We start from the raw sequence: 15,706 nt of genomic DNA, 5'->3' as shown, positions 1-15,706 counted from the left end.
GGATCCCGGCACGAGTCCGTGCTCGTAGGCCGCTCATCGTGGTCGGGCGCCTACGCTGAGCCGGATCCCGGCACGACGAGGCCGTGCTCGTAGGCCGCGACGACCGCCTGCGTCCGGTCGCGCAACCCGAGCTTGGCCAGCACCCGGCTCACGTGCGTCTTCACCGTCTCCTCGCTGACCACCAGGCGCACGGCGATCTCCGGGTTGGACAGCCCGCCGGCCAGCAGCCGCAGCACCTCGGTCTCCCGCGGCGTCAGCGCGCCGAACGCCGGCCCCGGCGGGCGGGCGTGCGGACGCAGCCGCGCGAACTCGGCGATGAGCCGCCGCGTCACCGTCGGCGCGAGCAGTGCCTCGCCGGCCGCCACGACCCGGACCGCGTCGAAGAGCCGCTCGGCGGTCACGTCCTTGAGCAGGAAGCCGCTCGCGCCGGCGCTGAGCGCGTCGTACACGTGCTCGTCGAGGTCGAACGTGGTCAGCATCAGCACCCGCGGCGCGGCACCGGCCGCGGCGAGGATCTGCCGGGTCGCCTCGATCCCGTCCAGCACCGGCATCCGGACGTCCATGAGCACCAGGTCGGGCCCCGTCTCCCGGCACGCGCGGACCGCCTCGCGCCCGTCGGCCGCGGTGCCCACGACGGCGAAGTCCGGCTGCGTGTCCAGCAGCGACGCGAACGCGTTGCGCACCAGCTCGTGGTCGTCGGCCACGACGATCCGGATGCTCATACCGTCACCTCCGCTTCGCTCCGGCAGCGGTATGAGCCGAACCTGTGTCCACGATGAGCGGCCACTCCGCTTCGCTCCGTACCGCTCATACCGTCACCTCCGCTTCGCTCCGGCAGCGGTATGAGCTGAACCTGTGTCCACGATGAGCGGCCACTCCGCTTCGCTCCGTACCGCTCATTCCGTCACCTCCGCTTCGCTCCGGCAGCGGTATGAGCTGAACCTGTGTCCACGATGAGCGGCCACTCCGCTTCGCTCCGTACCGCTCATTCCGTCACCTCCGCTTCGCTCCGGCAGCGGTATGAGCTGAACCTGTGTCCACGATGAGCGGCCACTCCGCTTCGCTCCGTACCGCTCATTGCGCCTCCGCCCGGTCGCCCGCCAGGATCGGCAGGCGGGCCTCGATCAGGAACCCGCCGACCGATCCGGGCCGCGCCTCGACGCTGCCGCCGAGCATCGCGGCCCGCTCCCGCATGCCGGTCAGCCCGTGCCCCTGCTCTCCCGGCACGTCCGGCCCGCGGGCGGCCCCGGGGCCGTTGTCACGCACGCGGACGCGCAGCTCGGACGGCCCGTAGTCCAGCTCGACGTCGACCGCGGCGCCGGGCGCGTGGCGGCGGGCATTGGTGAGGGCCTCCTGCACGATCCGGTACACGGTCAGCTCGACCCCCGGGTCCAGCGGCGCGACCGCGCCGCGCACGATGAGCCGGGTGCTCGCCCCGCCCAACGCCCGGGCCTCGTCGATGAGCTCGTTGAGCTGCCGCAGGCCCGGCTGCGGCCGGCGGGCCGGCGGCGTGCCCGCGTCCTCGCGCAGCACGCCGAGCAGGCGGCGCATCTCGGTCAGCGCGGTCCGGGCGGTGTCGCCGATGGCCAGCAGACGCTTGCCGCCGTCCGGCGGCAGGCCGGGCGTGGTGAGCCGGGCCGCCTCGGCCTGCACGGCGATCATCGACACGTGGTGCGCCACGACGTCGTGCAGCTCCCGGGCGATGCGGGCGCGCTCGCCGCGGGCAGCGTGGTCCAGCAGCGTGTCGGCGACGCGCCGCTCGTCGATCGTGCGGCGGGCCGTCTCCGCCCGCGACCGGCTCATCGCGCCGAACGCCACCGCGCCGCCGGTGAGCAGCAGCAGCGTCACCGCGAACGTCCGGCCCTGCTCGCCCGGGTCCGCGCCGGGCTGCGTGTCGGCGTCGCCGCCCGGCCCCCGTGCCGGCTGCTCGCGGGCGTCGGCCTGCGAGCCGGGGACCTGGCCCGCGCCGACCGTGCCGCTGCTCGACCCGCTCGCCGGGGCGACCGCCACCGGGAACAGGGCGAGCAGCGCGAACGGGACGACGAGGATCACCATCCACGCGCGCGCCGAGCGCAGGCCCACGACCAGGTAGGCGCCGGCCAGCGCGGCGATGCCGGCCGCGGGCGGCACCCGGCCGGCGAGCAGGCTCACCACCACCCCGGCGGCGATGAGCGCGGCGGCGAGGGCGGGCACCGTGCGGTACCACATCAGGGGAATCGTCATCGCGAGCCCCAGCAGCAGCCCGGGCACGCTGCTCAGGTCGGCCGCAAACAGGGCCAGGACCGCCGCCGCGGCGAACGGCCAGGGCCGGGACGACACCACGGCGCGCCCCGTCCGGCTCGCCCACCCGATCGCCCGCTGCACAGGGACATTGTCGTCGCCCGCTGGCGCGACGGCGTCCCCCTGCGGTGACACCCGCGCGTAGCTCGTGCGGGGGACGGCGGGTGCGCTCCGCGGCGTGACGACCGGGGGCCCGCCGCCGCATAGCGTCGAGCCCATGCAACCATCCATCGAGGTGTCGGCGGTGAGCAAGCGCTTCCGCTCGGTCGTCGCGGTCGACCGCCTCAGCTTCACCGTGCGCCCGGGCGAGGTGACCGGCTTCGTCGGGCCCAACGGCGCGGGCAAGTCGACCACCATGCGCATGATCCTGGGCCTGGACGCGCCGGACGAGGGGCGCGCGCTGGTCAACGGCGTGCCGTACCGGTCGCTGCGCCGCCCGCTCACGCACGTCGGCGCCCTGCTGGACGCCGCCGCCGTGCACCCCGGGCGCAGCGCCCGCGACCACCTGCTCTGGCTCGCGCACAGCAACCGCCTGCCCCGCCGCCGGGTCGACGAGGCGCTCGAGCTGGCCGGGCTCGCCACGGCGGCGCGGCGGCGGGCCGGCGGCTTCTCCCTCGGCATGCGCCAGCGCCTCGGCATCGCCGCCGCGCTGCTCGGCGACCCGCGCGTCCTCGTGCTCGACGAGCCGGTCAACGGCCTCGACCCGGAGGGCATCGTGTGGATCCGGCAGCTGCTGCGCTCGCTGGCCGCCGAGGGCCGGGTCGTGCTCGTCTCCAGCCACCTCATGAGCGAGCTGGAGGACACCGCCGATCACCTCCTCGTCGTCGGCCGCGGCCGGCTGCTCGCCGACGTGGGGGTCGCCGAGCTCATCGAGCGGGCTTCGAAGGACCGCGTCGACGTGCGCACCGAGGACCGGGAAGGCGCGATGACCGTCCTGGCCAACGCCGGCGGGACGGTCGCCGCCGTCGGCACCGACCGCCTCGCCGTCGAGGGGATGCCCTCCGCGCAGGTGTCGGCGGCGCTCACCGCGGCCGGGGTCGCCTTCTCCGAGCTGCACCGGCACCGCGCGAGCCTCGAGGAGGCCTACATGGAGCTGACCCGCGACGAGACCGAGTTCGCCGCCCGGGCGGGTGCGGCATGACCGCCGCGCTGCTGGCCGAGTGGACGAAGCTGCGCACGGTGCGGCGGTGGGCGGCCGCGCTGCTCGGCGCCGCCGTGCTCATCGTCGGGCTCGGGCTGCTGGCCTCCTCCAGCGGCGGCACGGACGCCAACGTGCACCGCAACTTCGTAGTCGGCCCGGACGGGCGGCCGGTGTCGGACGAGTTCGAGTTCGTGCACCGGCCGCTGTCCGGCGACGGGAGCATCACGGTCCGGGTGGCGACCATCGCCGACAACGGCGTCGACGCGGCGGCCGGGCTCATGCTCAAGGACGGCCTGACATCGGGCTCGCGGTACGTGTCGCTGTTCGCCGCCCGGCGTACCGGCGTGCACCTGAGCCAGGACTACGGCACCGACGTGCGCGGCCGCGCCGGTGCGGCGCCGGTGTGGCTGCGGCTCACCCGCGCCGGGAACACCGTCACCGGCGAGCAGTCCGCCGACGGCACCACCTGGACCCGCGTCGCGAAGGTGACCGCGGCCGCGCTGCCCCACGACGTGCTCATCGGGCTCTTCGTCGCCTCGCCGGCCGACATCAAGGTCGAGCGGCAGCCGGGCGGCACGTCGGTCGGCGAGCGCCCGACCCTGGCCACCGCCACCTTCGACGGCGTCGCTGTCACCGGCGCCTCCGGCGAGTGGGCCGGCGGCCCCGTCGAGATGCCCCGCGAGAACGTCGTCAAGGACCCGCCTCCCGCGGGTGCGGACCGGGGCAACGGCGAGCCGCCCGCCGAACGCGACGGACCGTCGTTCGCCGAGCAGGGCGGCACGTTCACGGTCAAGGGACGCGGCGAGATCGGGCCCAAGGCGCCGCCGGACGACCCGATCAGCGTCGCCCTCTTCGGCGTGCTGGCGGGTGCCATGGCGCTCGTGTCGGTCGCGGCGCTGTTCGTGACGGCGGAGTACCGGCGCGGCATGATCCGGACCACGTTCATCGCGGAGCCGCGTCGCGGCCTCACCCTGGCCGCGAAGGCCGTCGTCATCGGCGCCGTGAGTTATGTCGTGGCCCTTGCCGGCGGCGCGGCGGCGCTGCTGCTGGCCCGGCCCAGGCTGATCGCGCACGGGTACGCGCCGCCGGCGTTCCCCCGCTACTCCCTCGCCGACTGGCCGGTGCTGCGCACGCTGCTGCTGACCGCCGCGTTCCTGGCCCTGATCGCGGTGTTCGCCACGGCGGTCGGCGCGATCGTGCGGCACAGCGCGGCCGCGATCACCACCGTCATCGCCCTACTGGTGCTGCCGGTGATCATCGGGTCGGTCGTCCCGCTCGGCCTGGCGCGGTGGGTCATGCTGCTCACGCCGGCCGGTGGCCTGGCGACCTGGCGCGCCCAGCCGCCGGACGACACGCTCGCCGACCCGACCGCCGCGATCGGCTCCCTCGCCGGCCTGGCCAGCACGGGCGCCTACGCGGCCGGCGCGCTGATCCTGGCCTGGTGGCTGCTGCGGCGGCGGGACGCGTGAGCGCCGTGTTGGCGGAGTGGACGAAGCTGCGGACGGTCGCCAGCACGTACTGGCTGCTGGCGGCCGCGGTGGTGGGGACGGCCGGGATCGGCGCGCTCATGACCGTGTCGCTCGACGCGCGCCACTGCGAGGGGGCGTGTGTCGTCGACACCGTGCAGCGCAGCCTGTACGGGGTGCGCCTCGGGCAGGTCGCGGTCGCCGTCCTGGCGGTGCTGGTGGTCGCGGGGGAGTGGGGGACGGGCACGATCCGCCCGTCGGTCGCCGCCATGCCCCGCCGCGCCCTCGCGCTGCTGGGCAAGCTCGCTGTGCTGACCGCCACGGTGCTCGTCGCCGGCGCGGTCTCGGTCGGCGCCTCGCTGCTGGTCGGGGCGTACGTCGTGCCGCGGCGCGGGTTCGCGGCCCTCGCGCTCGGCGAGGAGCCGGCGCGGCGGGCGGCGGCGGGCTCGGTGCTGTACCTCGCCCTCATCGCCCTGCTCGCCGCCGGCATCGCGCTGATCGTGCGCGACACGGGTGCCGCGATCGGCGCCGTGCTCGCCGTGCTGTTCGTCGTGCCACTGCTCGCCTCGATGGTGGCCGGCCCGAAGTGGGCGCACCGGCTGCACCGCTGGGGCCCGATGGACGCCGGCCTCGCCGTGCAGATGACCCGGCACGTCACGCCGCCCGACATCGGGCCGTGGGCCGGGCTCGGCGTCCTCGCCCTCTACGCGGCGGGCGCCGTGGTGATCGGGCTGCTGCTGTTCGAGCTACGGGATGTGTAAGGCGGCCGCCGCGACTTCGTTGTCGCGGCGGCCCGTATGTCAGACGCTCATCGCCACGCGCTGACCGAGCTCGTGGCTGATCCGCTCGAACGTCCCGGCGTTCTCCTGCTTCTGCACCAGGTTGGTGCGCAGGATCTGGGCGCACTGCATCTCGCCCATGAGCAGCGCCTTGTCGATCAGGTTCTGGTAGGCGGCGACGCCGTAGTGTGCCAGGCGCGTCTCGGCGTCGACGGTGTAGATCTCCATGGCCTCCATCGACGGCCGCTGCTCGGCGAACGCCTGGAACTCGGCCCGCATGCCGTCGACGGCCATGCACGGCACCTCGACGGGCTCCGTCTCCATCATCGCGAAGCACGTCTCGATGTTCTGGATCTTCTGCTGACCTTGCTGCTGCTGGGCGCGCAGGATCTGGGCCAGCGGGCTCTGCTCCGTCCTGCCGAGGATCTCGCCCACCATCTGGTTGCTCTTGCGCTCGGCGTCGTACATGCCCGACAGCTCGTAGAGGAACAGGTCGGCCGGGTTGTCGAGTGCCATTCGCTTCTCCTGTCTGGGTTGGGATCTGGCGTGCTCTACCCGCGGCACCGAAATTTGCACGCCGTTCACGCCGATGGCCGGGTGTGCGGGGGGTGGTTCGCTGACCCTTACTGAGGCGGTTAATGCATTGCCCTGCAACGAGAAGGGAGGCTCGACTTTCGGCTTCCTGGCCAACTGGAACGCCACGAACACCAACCTCGCGTCGTTCGCCCTGAACGGCCGCACCTGCAGCTGAGCTCGTCCCGTGGCCGCACGCTTTGCTCAGGTCCAACGCTTCACTGGGGTCCGCGCGCCCGGATCGTGTGTAGATTCGGGCGCGTGGATCGCGTGGTGATCGTCGGTGCCGGCCCGGTCGGCGTCGGCGCGGCCATCCTCCTGGCCCAGCGCGGCGTCCCGTGCCTGGTCCTCGACCGCTACCCCGAGCCGTACCCGCTGCCGAGAGCCGTGCACGTCGACGACGAGGTGATGCGCATCCTGCAGGAGATCGGCGTCGCCGAGGACTTCCTGCGGCTGAGCCGCCCCGGCCTGGGCCTGCGCCTGCTCGACGCCCGCCACCGCGTGATGGCCGAGTTCCGCCGCGACTCGACCAGCGGCCCGCACGGCTACCCGCAGGCGAACATGTTCGACCAACCCGACCTGGAACGCCTGCTGCGCGCGCGCATGGCTGCTTTGGAAGGAATCGAGTTCATCGGCGGCGCCGAGGTCTTCGCGGCCGATTCCTCTTCCGTCCGGTACCGCCTGACGTCCGACAACACCGAACACACCGTGCCGGCGTCGGCCGTGCTCGGCTGCGACGGCGCCAACAGCACCGTCCGCACCTTGATCGGCGCGCAGCGCCTGGACCTGCGCTTCGCCGAACGGTGGCTCGTCGTCGACGGCGTCTGCGAGTCCGATCTGGAGGCCTGGGGCGGCGTGCACCAGGTCTGCGACCCGCGCCGCGCCGCGAGCTTCATGCAGCTGGGCCCGCAGCGGTACCGCTGGGAGTTCCGCCTCTTCGACCACGAGCCGCTGCTGGACGTCGAGCCGCTGCTCTCCCCATGGCTGCGCGGCACCGGCGTGCGGATCGTGCGCCGAGCCGAGTACACCTTCCGCGCCGCGGTGGCCGACCCCTGGCGCTCGGGCCGCACCTTCCTGCTCGGCGACGCCGCACACGAGACCCCGCCCTTCATCGGCCAGGGCCTCGGCGCCGGCCTGCGCGACGCCTACAACCTGGCCTGGAAGCTCGCCGCCGACCTGCAGACCCCCGGCGGCGCGCCCGACCTGCTCGACTCCTACGAACGCGAACGTTCCCCGCACGTCCGCGCCCAGATCCGCCTGGCGAAGGTGGCCGGCTGGGCGATGACGGGCGGCCAGGACCGCGCCGCCGCGGTGCGCCGGGTGGTCCTCGGCGCGATCTGGCGCCTGCCCGGCCTGAAGGGCCTGGCCCTGCGCTCGACCAGCCCCCCGCTGCGCGGCGTCGGCTCCGGCCGCCGCGCGGGCACCCTGTCCCCTCAGCCGCGGGTGATGCTCGACGACGGCGAGCGACTGCTGGACGAGGCCCTCGGCCCCGGCTGGTCGGTGCTCTGCCCGGACGGCCGGGCGGTGTCGCCGGACTCCGGTCATCGCGTTGTGCGGGTAACGCCCGAGCTCGACCCGTCGGGCAGGCTGCGCCGCTGGCTACGGGGCCGCACGGTGGTTTTGCGCCCCGACCGCGTCGTCCACGCCACGCGCTGACCGGCGTTCCGCACGAAAAGTCGGGCGCTCCGCGCCACGACTTTTCGGACTTATACCCTGACAGGCGACATATCCTTTTTCGTCCGAATGTGCAGGCCGCACCGAGCGGTGGTGCCAAGCGGTGCCATGAGGTGCCGCGAGGTGCCAGGCCGGCGCCCCAAAGCCGTAAGGCGCTGGGCCGGTGCCGCGAGGTGCCAGGCGGTGCCATACGTGGGCGGTGCCAACGAAGTGCTGTGAAGTGCCAGGCGGTGCCGCGGCGACACCATGCTGAGCCAATGTGGCTTGCGGTGGTGCCAAGCGTGTGCCATCATGGCAGCATGGACTTGACCACGTATGTGAGCAACCTCGGCCGCGAGTTCGCCACGCTCGCCGAGACCAGCGGTGACGAGGCGCGTGCACTGGTCGAGCACCTGACCGGGTCGCTCGAGTCGGCGATCCGGATGACGCTGCTGGAGGCGCTGTCCGCCGCGGCCGACGAGATCACCCGGGATCTGGCGCCGGGGTCGGTGGAGCTGCGGCTGCGCGGGCGCGACCCCAGCTTCGTCGTGACCCCGCCGCCCGCCGAAGTGCGCGCCGCCACCGCCGCGGAGGCGCCGGCCGACAGCGAACTGCTCGTCGGCGAGGAAGGGCCCGCCGCCCGGATCAACGTGCGCATGCCCGAGCAGCTCAAGGCCGCGATCGAGGACGCCGCGGCCAAGGAGGGGCGCTCCGTCAACGCCTGGCTGGTGCGGGCGGCCGCCGCCGGGCTGCAGCGCGGCGAGCGCGAACAGCGGCCCGAGCCGCGCGGGCCGAAACAGCAGCAGCGCTTCACCGGCTGGGTGCGCTGACCCGCACCGCACGAATCCTCACCTCACGTCCCTGACCTGCGGGGACGTTCCACCTACCCACGAAGCGGGGACAACCATGCCTACTTTCGAGACCCTCGAACCGATCGCCGTCACCGTCGAGCTCGGTGTCGGGCACCTGAAGATCGCCGCGAGCGAGCGCACCGACACCGTCGTCGAGGTGCGGCCGAGCGACGACAGCGACGAGTCCGACGTGAAGGCCGCACAGCAGATCCGGGTCGACTACGCCAACGGGACGCTGCGGGTGACCGGGCCCAGGCGGACCTTCGACTTCTCCCGCAAGACCAAGTCGGTCGACGTGACCATCGAGCTGCCCGCCGGGTCCCGGGTCTCCGCCGACGTGCAGGCCGGCGACGTCCGCAGCACCGGGCTCCTCGGGCGGTGCCGGCTCAAGACCGGCATCGGCGACGTCGGGCTCGAGCACACCGGGCCGCTGCACCTGGACACCGGGGCCGGGCACGTCACCGCTCGCGAGGTCGCCGGCGACGCCGACATCTCGACTGGCACCGGCAACGTCCAGGTCGGCGAGATCGACGGTACCGCCGTCATCAAGAACTCCAACGGGGCGACCACCGTCGACCGGGTCGCCGGCGACGTGCGGGTCCGCGCGGCCAACGGCGAGATCACCATCGGGCGGGCCGGCGCCGGGGTCGACGCGAAGTCCTCCAACGGCAACATCCGCGTCGGCGAGGTCGTGCGCGGCTCCGTCGTCCTCGGCACCGCCATGGGCGACCTGAGCGTCGGCATCGCCGAGGGCACCGCCGCCTGGCTCGAGCTGGACACCGGCTTCGGCCGCGTGCACAACCGGGTCGACAACGCAATCGGGCCCGACGAGACCGACCTGACCGTCGAGGTGCGCGCCCGCACCTCCTACGGCGACATCACCATCCACCGCGCCTGAGCGACGCGCATACAGGGAGGAAGTTCGATGTTCGACAGATGGGGCAGGTTCGTCGTGCGGCGGGCCTGGTGGGTCATCGGCGGCTGGCTGGTCGGGGCGTTCCTGATCATCGGCCTGCTGCCCAACCTCTCCGACATCACCAGCGGCGACCAGGGCAGCTTCCTGCCCGGCAGCTACGAGTCGGTGCAAGCGATCAACCTGTCCAAGACCGCGTTCCCGGAGCAGGCCACGTCCACCGCCATCGTGGTGGTGAAGCGCTCCGACGGCGGCGAGCTGACACAGGCCGACCAGGACCGGGTCGGTGCGCTGTCCACCGCGATCGCCGGCGCGCACATCGCCGGGATCGGCCAGCCGGTGACCGGCCCCCAGGCCGTCGCGCCGAACAAGCTGGTGCAGCTGATCAACGTGCCCATCACCGCGGCCCTGACCGACGCCCAGGGTCAGATGGACGCGGTGACCAAGACCCGCGACGTCATCAAGACCAGCCTGGCCGGCACCGGGCTGAGCGCGGGCGTCGCCGGGCAGATCGCGCAGGTCGTGGACAACAACGACACCTTCAACACCGCGTTCACGGTGGTCGGCTCGGCCACCTTCGCGCTCATCATCCTGCTGATCCTGCTCATCTTCCGCAGCCCGATCGCCGCGCTGCTGCCGATCGTGGTCATCAGCGTGGTACTGCAGGTCTCGTCGAACCTGATCGCGACGGCCGGCAAGGCGTTCGGCTTCAACGTCGACCAGAGCCTGCAGACGCTGCTGCTGATCGTGCTGTACGGCATCGGCACCGACTACATGCTGTTCCTGCTGTTCCGCTACCGGGAACGGCTGCGCGCCGGCGCGGACAAGAAGAGCGCGATGGTGTACGCCGTCGCCCGGGTCGGCGAGGTCATCACGTCGGCCGCCGCCGCGGTCATCGTCGCCTTCCTGGTGCTGCTGCTGGCCACGTTCGGCGGGTTCGGATCGCTCGGGCCGGCGCTGGCCATCGCGGTCTTCGTCATGCTCGTCACCGGGCTCACCCTGATCCCGGCCCTCGTCAGCCTGATCGGGCCGGCGACGTTCTGGCCGTCGAAGGCGTGGAAGCGCGAGCCGAAGGGCACCGCGTTCGCGCGGATCGGCGCGGCGGTCGGCCGGCGTCCGGCGGTGACGGCCGTCGCCTCCGGCCTGGTGCTGATCGCCCTCGCCAGCGGGGCACTGATGTTCAAGGCGGACTACGACTTCGCGGCCGGCTTCCCGAGCACGACCGAGTCCGCCAAGGCGGCCGCGGACCTGGAGCGCGGCTTCCCGCAGGGCGCGCTCGACCCCACCCTGGCGTACCTGACCACGAGCGACGGCAGCCGGCTCACGCCCGCGCAGCTGGATCGGTTCGCGGCGGACGCCGCGAAGGTGAACGGGGTCGGCGGCGTGCAGCCACCGGCGACGTCGGCCGACGGCACGGTCGCCGTCTACAGCCTGCTGCTCAACGTGAACCCGGCGTCCAACGAGGCGATCGACCTGGTGCACGACCACCTGCGCGGCGACCTGCACGCCGTCGCGCCGCCCGGCACCAAGGTGCTGATCGGCGGTACCACGGCCATCTACGCGGACATCAACTCGGCCAACACCCGCGACCTGTCGGTGATCCTGCCGATCGCGGCGCTGCTCATCGCGATCATCCTCGCCCTGCTGCTGCGCAGCGTCGTGGCGCCGGTCTACCTGGTGGTCGCGGTGCTGCTCAACTTCGCGGCGACGCTCGGCTCCGCCATCTACCTGTTCCAGGGCGTGGCCGGCCGGCCCGGGGTGACCTTCCAGCTGCCGATCGTGCTGTACCTGTTCGTCCTCGCGATCGGCACCGACTACAACATCCTCATGATCGCCCGGCTGCGCGAGGAGGCCCGGGCCGGCAATGAGCCCCGCAAGGCCGCGGCGCTCGGCGTGCAGCACGGCGGCCCGTCCGTCGCGGCGGCGGGCCTGATCCTGGCGGGCACCTTCGCGGTGCTGGCCCTCGCGCCGGTCTCCTTCCTGCAGCAGATCGGGTTCTCGGTGGCGGCCGGCATCCTGCTCTCGGCGTTCGTGATGTCGATGTTCCTGGTGCCGTCGCTCACCGCGCTCCTCGGGCACGCCGCCTGGTGGCCGGGGCACGGCGACGTCAACCGCAGCGGGGCCGAGCGCGCGCCGGCCCCGCCCCAGGTGCCGGTCGGCTCAAACTGATCCGACAGCTCAAACCGATCCGACGGCTCAAACTGACTCGACGGATGTAGCCCGCCGGGCCGCTGCGGCGGCCCGGCGGGTGCGCTTGCCCCACGGGTCGGCGTCGCGCCAGGTGCGGGCGTGGATCAGGCCGACCGCGAGGACGCCGGCGCCGGCCGCGAGCCAGCCCGCCAGGGGGTGCTCGCTCACGTTCGCGAACGCCCATGCGGTACCCGCGATGAGGAAGCAGCCGACGCCGGTGGCCACGGCGACCGCGGGGCGGTCCGGGAACGGCGACGGGTTGCGGCCCTCGCCGAGGCTGCCCTGCAGGAAGTACGGCAACCCGTTGCCCGCGAAGAAGCCGGCGACGAGGGCGAGCAGGACGGTGAGCGCCATGGGAACCTCCGGAACCCTGAATCGGACTGGCTACTCCGCTTACGATACGGAGTAGCCACTCCGAATGTCAAAGGTGGTGAGATGGTGAGGTGAGCAAGCCATTGCGCGCCGACGCTCGGCGCAACCGGGAGCGGGTCCTCGAGGCGGCGCAGGACGTCTTTGCCGCCGAGGGCGTCGGGGCGCCGACCGAGGCGGTGGCGCGGCGCGCGGGCGTCGGCATCGGCACCGTCTTCCGGCACTTCCCGACGAAGGAGGCGTTGCTGGAGGCGGTGCTCGTCGAGCGGCTGCGCGGCCTGGCCGAGCACGCCCGGGCCGCATACGCCGAGCCCGACGCCGGCGCGGCGCTGTTCGGCTTCCTCGAGCACGTCGTCGCGCAGAGCGCGGCCAAGAACGCGTTCGCCGACGCCCTCGCGGGGGCGGGCGTCGATGTGTCCAGCGTGTTCGGCGAGGTGCGCGCAGAGTTGCTCGGGGCCGTCGAGGCGCTCGTGCTGCGTGCCCGCGACGCCGGCGCGTTGCGGCCCGACGTGGGACCGGTCGAGGTCGTCGCCGTGCTCGTCGGGGCCTCGCACGCGGCGCGCTGGGCCCCGGAGGCGGCCCGGGCGCGCACCGTGGCGGTCGTCCTGGACGGCCTGCGCGCAAAAAGGTGATGAGCCGGGTGGCCTCCGCGGCGCACAATCGGACGCGTTATGGAATACGCCCAGTTAGTCAAGATCAGTAAACGGATGTCGAAGGCCCTGCGCCACGACCCCGCGCGCATCGGGATCACGCTCGACGCCGCCGGGTGGGTGCCGGTCGCCGAGCTGCTCGCCGCCCTCGGCATCGACCGCGCGGCCCTCGACGAGGTCGTCGCGGGCAACGACAAGCAGCGCTTCGCCGTGGCCGTCGGCGAAGACGGCGTCGAGCGTATCCGGGCCAACCAGGGCCACTCGGTCCCGGTCGAGCTCGGCCTGGAGCCGGCGGACCCGCCGGAGCTGCTCTTCCACGGCACGAGCGCCGGCTCGCTCGCCTCCATCCAGGCGACCGGCCTGAACAAGGGCGGCCGCCACCACGTGCACCTTTCGCCGGACACCGGCACCGCCCGTCGGGTCGGCGCGCGCCGCGGCGGCGCGATCGTCATCCTGACCGTGCTCGCGGGGGAGATGTCCCGCGCGGGGCACGCGTTCTACCGGTCGGACAACGGGGTCTGGCTCGCCGACGAGGTACCCCCGCAGTTCATCCGCGCGTGAGCAACCGCTCCAGCAGGGTCGCCAGGGGGATCGACTCGCCGTCGCGGGCGCCCTCGCCGACGATCAGCCGCGGCGGCTGGGGCTGCGGGTCGGCGCCGGTCAGCCAGGCCTTCGCCGACGGCGGGACGAGCAGCGAGTAGTACTCCCCGGCCGCGGAGACCGCGATGGTGCGGGCCGGGTTGAGGTACCAACCCCGAAGTGATGTCCGATAGGAACGGCCCGTGTATGAGCGCGCGCGCAGCGGCTCCGGCGCCAGGTTCGCCTCGCGCGCGGCGGCAACGAACCCGGCGATGAGGGCCGAGGCCTTCGCCGCCTCCTCCCCGCGGCGCCGTTCCAGCTCCGCGCCGTGGTGCGCGACGGCCCGTGCGCGCTGCTCGCGCCAGCCCACATCGCCGCCGTCGCGAGGGTTCCGATCGTCCGGCATCGGGAAACCCTAACCGGTCGCAGATCACACCCGGCCACCGCGCCACCGGGCCCGGATCGGGCGTTTGGGATGCTGGAAGCGCATGCCATGCCTTAGTGAGGAGCAAATCCCGTGACCTACGAAGAGGACACCACCGGCTTCGCCGAGCTGGGGCTGCGGGATGAGCTGCTCAAGGCCCTGACCGGCCTTGGCTACGAGGAGCCCACCCCGATCCAGCGCGAGGCCATCCCGCCGATGCTCGAGGGCCGTGACCTGCTCGGACAGGCCGCCACCGGCACCGGCAAGACCGCCGCATTCGCCCTGCCGCTGCTGCAGAGCCTGCCCCAGCCGCCCGGCGACAACCCGTCGGCGCTCGTGCTGGTGCCGACCCGCGAGCTGGCGGTGCAGGTGTCGGAGGCCGTCCACCGCTACGGCAAGGACCTGGGCGTGCGCGTGGTGCCCATCTACGGCGGTCAGCCCATCGGCCGGCAGCTGCGCTCCCTCGAGCTCGGCGTCGACGTCGTCGTGGCCACACCCGGCCGGGCGCTGGACCACATCGGGCGGGGCACGCTGCGCCTGCACGACCTGCACGTCGTCGTGCTCGACGAGGCCGACGAGATGCTCGACATGGGCTTCGCCGAGGACATCGAGGCGATCCTGGCCGAGACGCCGGAGGACCGCCAGACGGTGCTGTTCTCGGCGACGATGCCGCCGCGCATCGACGGGCTGGCCCGCAGCCACCTCAACAACCCGGTGCGCATCCAGATCGGCCGCGAGCCCACCCCGTCGGGCGAGGCGCCGCTGGTGCGCCAGGTCGCCTACGTCGTGTCGCGGGCGCACAAGCCCGCCGCCCTCGGCCGCGTCCTGGACGTCGAGGCGCCGGGCGCCGCGATCGTGTTCTGCCGCACGCGCGACGAGGTCGACCAGCTCACCGAGACGCTGAACGGGCGGGGGTACCGCGCCGAGGCCCTCCACGGCGGCATGGGCCAGGAGCAGCGCGACCGGGTGATGGCGCGGCTGCGCAACGGCACCGCGGACCTGCTCGTGGCCACCGACGTGGCCGCGCGCGGCCTCGACGTCGAGCACCTCACCCACGTGGTGAACTACGACGTGCCGTCGGCGCCGGAGTCCTACGTGCACCGCATCGGCCGCGTCGGGCGGGCCGGGCGCGAGGGCGTCGCGATCACCCTCGCCGAGCCGCGCGAGCACCGCATGCTCAAGACCATCGAGCGGGTCACCAAGCAGCGCATCGCCATCGAGAAGGTGCCCTCGGTCGCCGACCTGCACGCCCGCCGCCTCGAGCTGACCCGCGCGTCGCTGCAGGAGAGCCTCATCGCCGACAACGGCCTCGAGCGCTTCCGGGTGGTCGTCGAGTCCCTCGCCGACGAGTTCGACCCGATCGAGATCGCGCTCGCCGCCGTCAAGCTCGCCCATGAGGCGACCGGCGTCGGCGAAGGCGACCAGGAGGAGATTCCCGAGGTACCGGTGCGGCAACCCCGCGAGCGCGAGGAACGCCCCGGCCGCCGGGTGAGCGTGCGGGAGCCCGACGGCCGCCCGCGCGGCCGCGACGCCGGCGGCCGGCGCACCCCGGCCGGCGGCATGACGCGCCTGTTCGTCGGCGCGGGCCGCGCGGCCGGCATCCGGCCGCAGGACCTGGTCGGCGCCATCACCGGCGAGTCGAGCCTGTCCGGCCGCGACATCGGCGCGATCGAGATCACCGACCGGTTCTCGCTGGTCGAGGTCCCCGACGGCGCCGTCGACGAGGTCATCGACACGCTGCGCCGCACCACCCTCAAGGGCCGCCGGCCGGTCGTGCGCCGCGAGCGCCAGCGCCCGGTCTAGCCCGGCGCAGCCTCGCGCCGCCGGGGCCGGCGCAG

Annotated in this window: 15 protein-coding genes; 10 read left to right on the top strand and 5 right to left on the bottom strand. The window is 73.5% G+C overall.

What is annotated here, in order from left to right; genetic code table 11:
• Positions 1–50: 50 nt before the first annotated feature.
• Both ABD901_RS33840 and ABD901_RS33835 read right to left on the bottom strand, forming a co-directional pair.
• Positions 51–722, bottom strand: a complete 672-nt coding sequence (locus tag ABD901_RS33840) for a response regulator (protein ID WP_345133132.1) — start codon at positions 720–722, stop codon at positions 51–53.
• Between the two features lie 352 nt (positions 723–1,074).
• Positions 1,075–2,364 carry a sensor histidine kinase gene (locus ABD901_RS33835; protein ID WP_345133130.1) on the bottom strand — a complete coding sequence of 430 codons (1,290 nt, stop codon included), beginning with the start codon at positions 2,362–2,364 and terminating at the stop codon, positions 1,075–1,077.
• A gap of 133 nt (positions 2,365–2,497) precedes the next feature.
• Here ABD901_RS33835 and ABD901_RS33830 point away from each other — a divergent pair, with 133 nt between their 5' ends.
• The 3 genes from ABD901_RS33830 to ABD901_RS33820 are packed head-to-tail and all read left to right on the top strand — an operon-like array spanning position 2,498 to position 5,648.
• Complete coding sequence (locus ABD901_RS33830; RefSeq protein WP_345133129.1) at positions 2,498–3,421, top strand: ABC transporter ATP-binding protein; 924 nt, start codon at positions 2,498–2,500, stop codon at positions 3,419–3,421.
• Positions 3,418–4,890 (top strand): DUF1349 domain-containing protein, encoded by a 1,473-nt coding sequence (locus tag ABD901_RS33825; RefSeq protein ID WP_345133128.1) that lies wholly within the window; start codon positions 3,418–3,420, stop codon positions 4,888–4,890. Before ABD901_RS33830 ends, ABD901_RS33825 begins: the two co-directional genes overlap by 4 nt.
• Positions 4,887–5,648, top strand: coding sequence for an ABC transporter permease (locus ABD901_RS33820; protein ID WP_345133126.1), 762 nt, complete (start codon positions 4,887–4,889; stop codon positions 5,646–5,648). The genes ABD901_RS33825 and ABD901_RS33820 overlap by 4 nt, the downstream gene beginning before the upstream one ends.
• Before the next feature lie 39 nt (positions 5,649–5,687).
• Here the strand turns inward: ABD901_RS33820 and ABD901_RS33815 are convergent, their stop codons facing one another.
• The gene (locus ABD901_RS33815) at positions 5,688–6,182 is read right to left on the bottom strand and encodes a YciE/YciF ferroxidase family protein (RefSeq protein WP_345133124.1); all 495 of its coding nucleotides are present in this window, start codon (positions 6,180–6,182) and stop codon (positions 5,688–5,690) included.
• Positions 6,183–6,500: 318 nt separating this feature from the next.
• Here ABD901_RS33815 and mhpA point away from each other — a divergent pair, with 318 nt between their 5' ends.
• From mhpA to ABD901_RS33795, 4 genes are all read left to right on the top strand, one after another.
• Entirely contained in the window at positions 6,501–7,895 is a 1,395-nt protein-coding gene (gene mhpA / locus ABD901_RS33810; RefSeq protein WP_345133122.1) for a bifunctional 3-(3-hydroxy-phenyl)propionate/3-hydroxycinnamic acid hydroxylase MhpA, read from the top strand.
• 317 nt (positions 7,896–8,212) lie between these two features.
• On the top strand, positions 8,213–8,722 hold the full coding sequence (locus tag ABD901_RS33805) for a type II toxin -antitoxin system TacA 1-like antitoxin (RefSeq protein ID WP_345133120.1): 510 nt from the start codon (positions 8,213–8,215) through the stop codon (positions 8,720–8,722).
• Between the two features lie 76 nt (positions 8,723–8,798).
• On the top strand, positions 8,799–9,641 hold the full coding sequence (locus ABD901_RS33800; RefSeq protein ID WP_345133118.1) for a DUF4097 family beta strand repeat-containing protein: 843 nt from the start codon (positions 8,799–8,801) through the stop codon (positions 9,639–9,641).
• A 27-nt stretch (positions 9,642–9,668) separates the two neighbouring features.
• The gene (locus ABD901_RS33795) at positions 9,669–11,825 is read left to right on the top strand and encodes an MMPL family transporter (protein ID WP_345133116.1); all 2,157 of its coding nucleotides are present in this window, start codon (positions 9,669–9,671) and stop codon (positions 11,823–11,825) included.
• Positions 11,826–11,852: 27 nt separating this feature from the next.
• Here ABD901_RS33795 and ABD901_RS33790 read toward each other — a convergent pair whose 3' ends face one another.
• A complete protein-coding gene (locus ABD901_RS33790) occupies positions 11,853–12,200 on the bottom strand; it encodes a hypothetical protein (protein ID WP_345133114.1) in 348 nt (115 codons plus the stop codon).
• Positions 12,201–12,289: 89 nt separating this feature from the next.
• Between ABD901_RS33790 and ABD901_RS33785 the strand changes: the two genes are divergently transcribed.
• Both ABD901_RS33785 and ABD901_RS33780 read left to right on the top strand, forming a co-directional pair.
• Positions 12,290–12,847: a TetR/AcrR family transcriptional regulator gene (locus ABD901_RS33785; protein ID WP_345133112.1), complete on the top strand. Its 558-nt coding sequence runs from the start codon at positions 12,290–12,292 to the stop codon at positions 12,845–12,847.
• A gap of 39 nt (positions 12,848–12,886) precedes the next feature.
• Positions 12,887–13,426, top strand: a complete 540-nt coding sequence (locus ABD901_RS33780; RefSeq protein ID WP_345133110.1) for an RNA 2'-phosphotransferase — start codon at positions 12,887–12,889, stop codon at positions 13,424–13,426.
• Here the strand turns inward: ABD901_RS33780 and ABD901_RS33775 are convergent.
• Positions 13,413–13,850, bottom strand: coding sequence for a hypothetical protein (locus tag ABD901_RS33775; protein ID WP_345133109.1), 438 nt, complete (start codon positions 13,848–13,850; stop codon positions 13,413–13,415). The two genes, ABD901_RS33780 and ABD901_RS33775, sit on opposite strands and share 14 nt — an antisense overlap.
• 111 nt (positions 13,851–13,961) lie before the next feature.
• Here ABD901_RS33775 and ABD901_RS33770 point away from each other — a divergent pair, with 111 nt between their 5' ends.
• Positions 13,962–15,671, top strand: coding sequence for a DEAD/DEAH box helicase (locus ABD901_RS33770; protein WP_345133107.1), 1,710 nt, complete (start codon positions 13,962–13,964; stop codon positions 15,669–15,671).
• The last annotated feature ends 35 nt before the right edge of the window (positions 15,672–15,706 follow it).

Origin of the sequence: Dactylosporangium darangshiense (assembly GCF_039537565.1) — a bacterium.
GTDB lineage: Bacteria > Actinomycetota > Actinomycetes > Mycobacteriales > Micromonosporaceae > Dactylosporangium > Dactylosporangium darangshiense.
This window is presented reverse-complemented; position numbering and strand designations above follow the sequence as displayed.

Bases quoted from the DNA above. Each gene is read 5' to 3' on its own strand.
- ABD901_RS33795 (WP_345133116.1), top strand. From the start codon at position 9,669: ATGTTCGACAGATGGGGCAGGTTCGTCGTGCGGCGGGCCTGGTGGGTC.
- ABD901_RS33815 (WP_345133124.1), bottom strand. From the start codon at position 6,182: ATGGCACTCGACAACCCGGCCGACCTGTTCCTCTACGAGCTGTCGGGC.
- ABD901_RS33775 (WP_345133109.1), bottom strand. From the start codon at position 13,850: ATGCCGGACGATCGGAACCCTCGCGACGGCGGCGATGTGGGCTGGCGC.
- ABD901_RS33780 (WP_345133110.1), top strand. From the start codon at position 12,887: ATGGAATACGCCCAGTTAGTCAAGATCAGTAAACGGATGTCGAAGGCC.
- ABD901_RS33800 (WP_345133118.1), top strand. From the start codon at position 8,799: ATGCCTACTTTCGAGACCCTCGAACCGATCGCCGTCACCGTCGAGCTC.
- ABD901_RS33830 (WP_345133129.1), top strand. From the start codon at position 2,498: ATGCAACCATCCATCGAGGTGTCGGCGGTGAGCAAGCGCTTCCGCTCG.
- ABD901_RS33840 (WP_345133132.1), bottom strand. From the start codon at position 722: ATGAGCATCCGGATCGTCGTGGCCGACGACCACGAGCTGGTGCGCAAC.
- ABD901_RS33790 (WP_345133114.1), bottom strand. From the start codon at position 12,200: ATGGCGCTCACCGTCCTGCTCGCCCTCGTCGCCGGCTTCTTCGCGGGC.
- ABD901_RS33805 (WP_345133120.1), top strand. From the start codon at position 8,213: ATGGACTTGACCACGTATGTGAGCAACCTCGGCCGCGAGTTCGCCACG.
- ABD901_RS33825 (WP_345133128.1), top strand. From the start codon at position 3,418: ATGACCGCCGCGCTGCTGGCCGAGTGGACGAAGCTGCGCACGGTGCGG.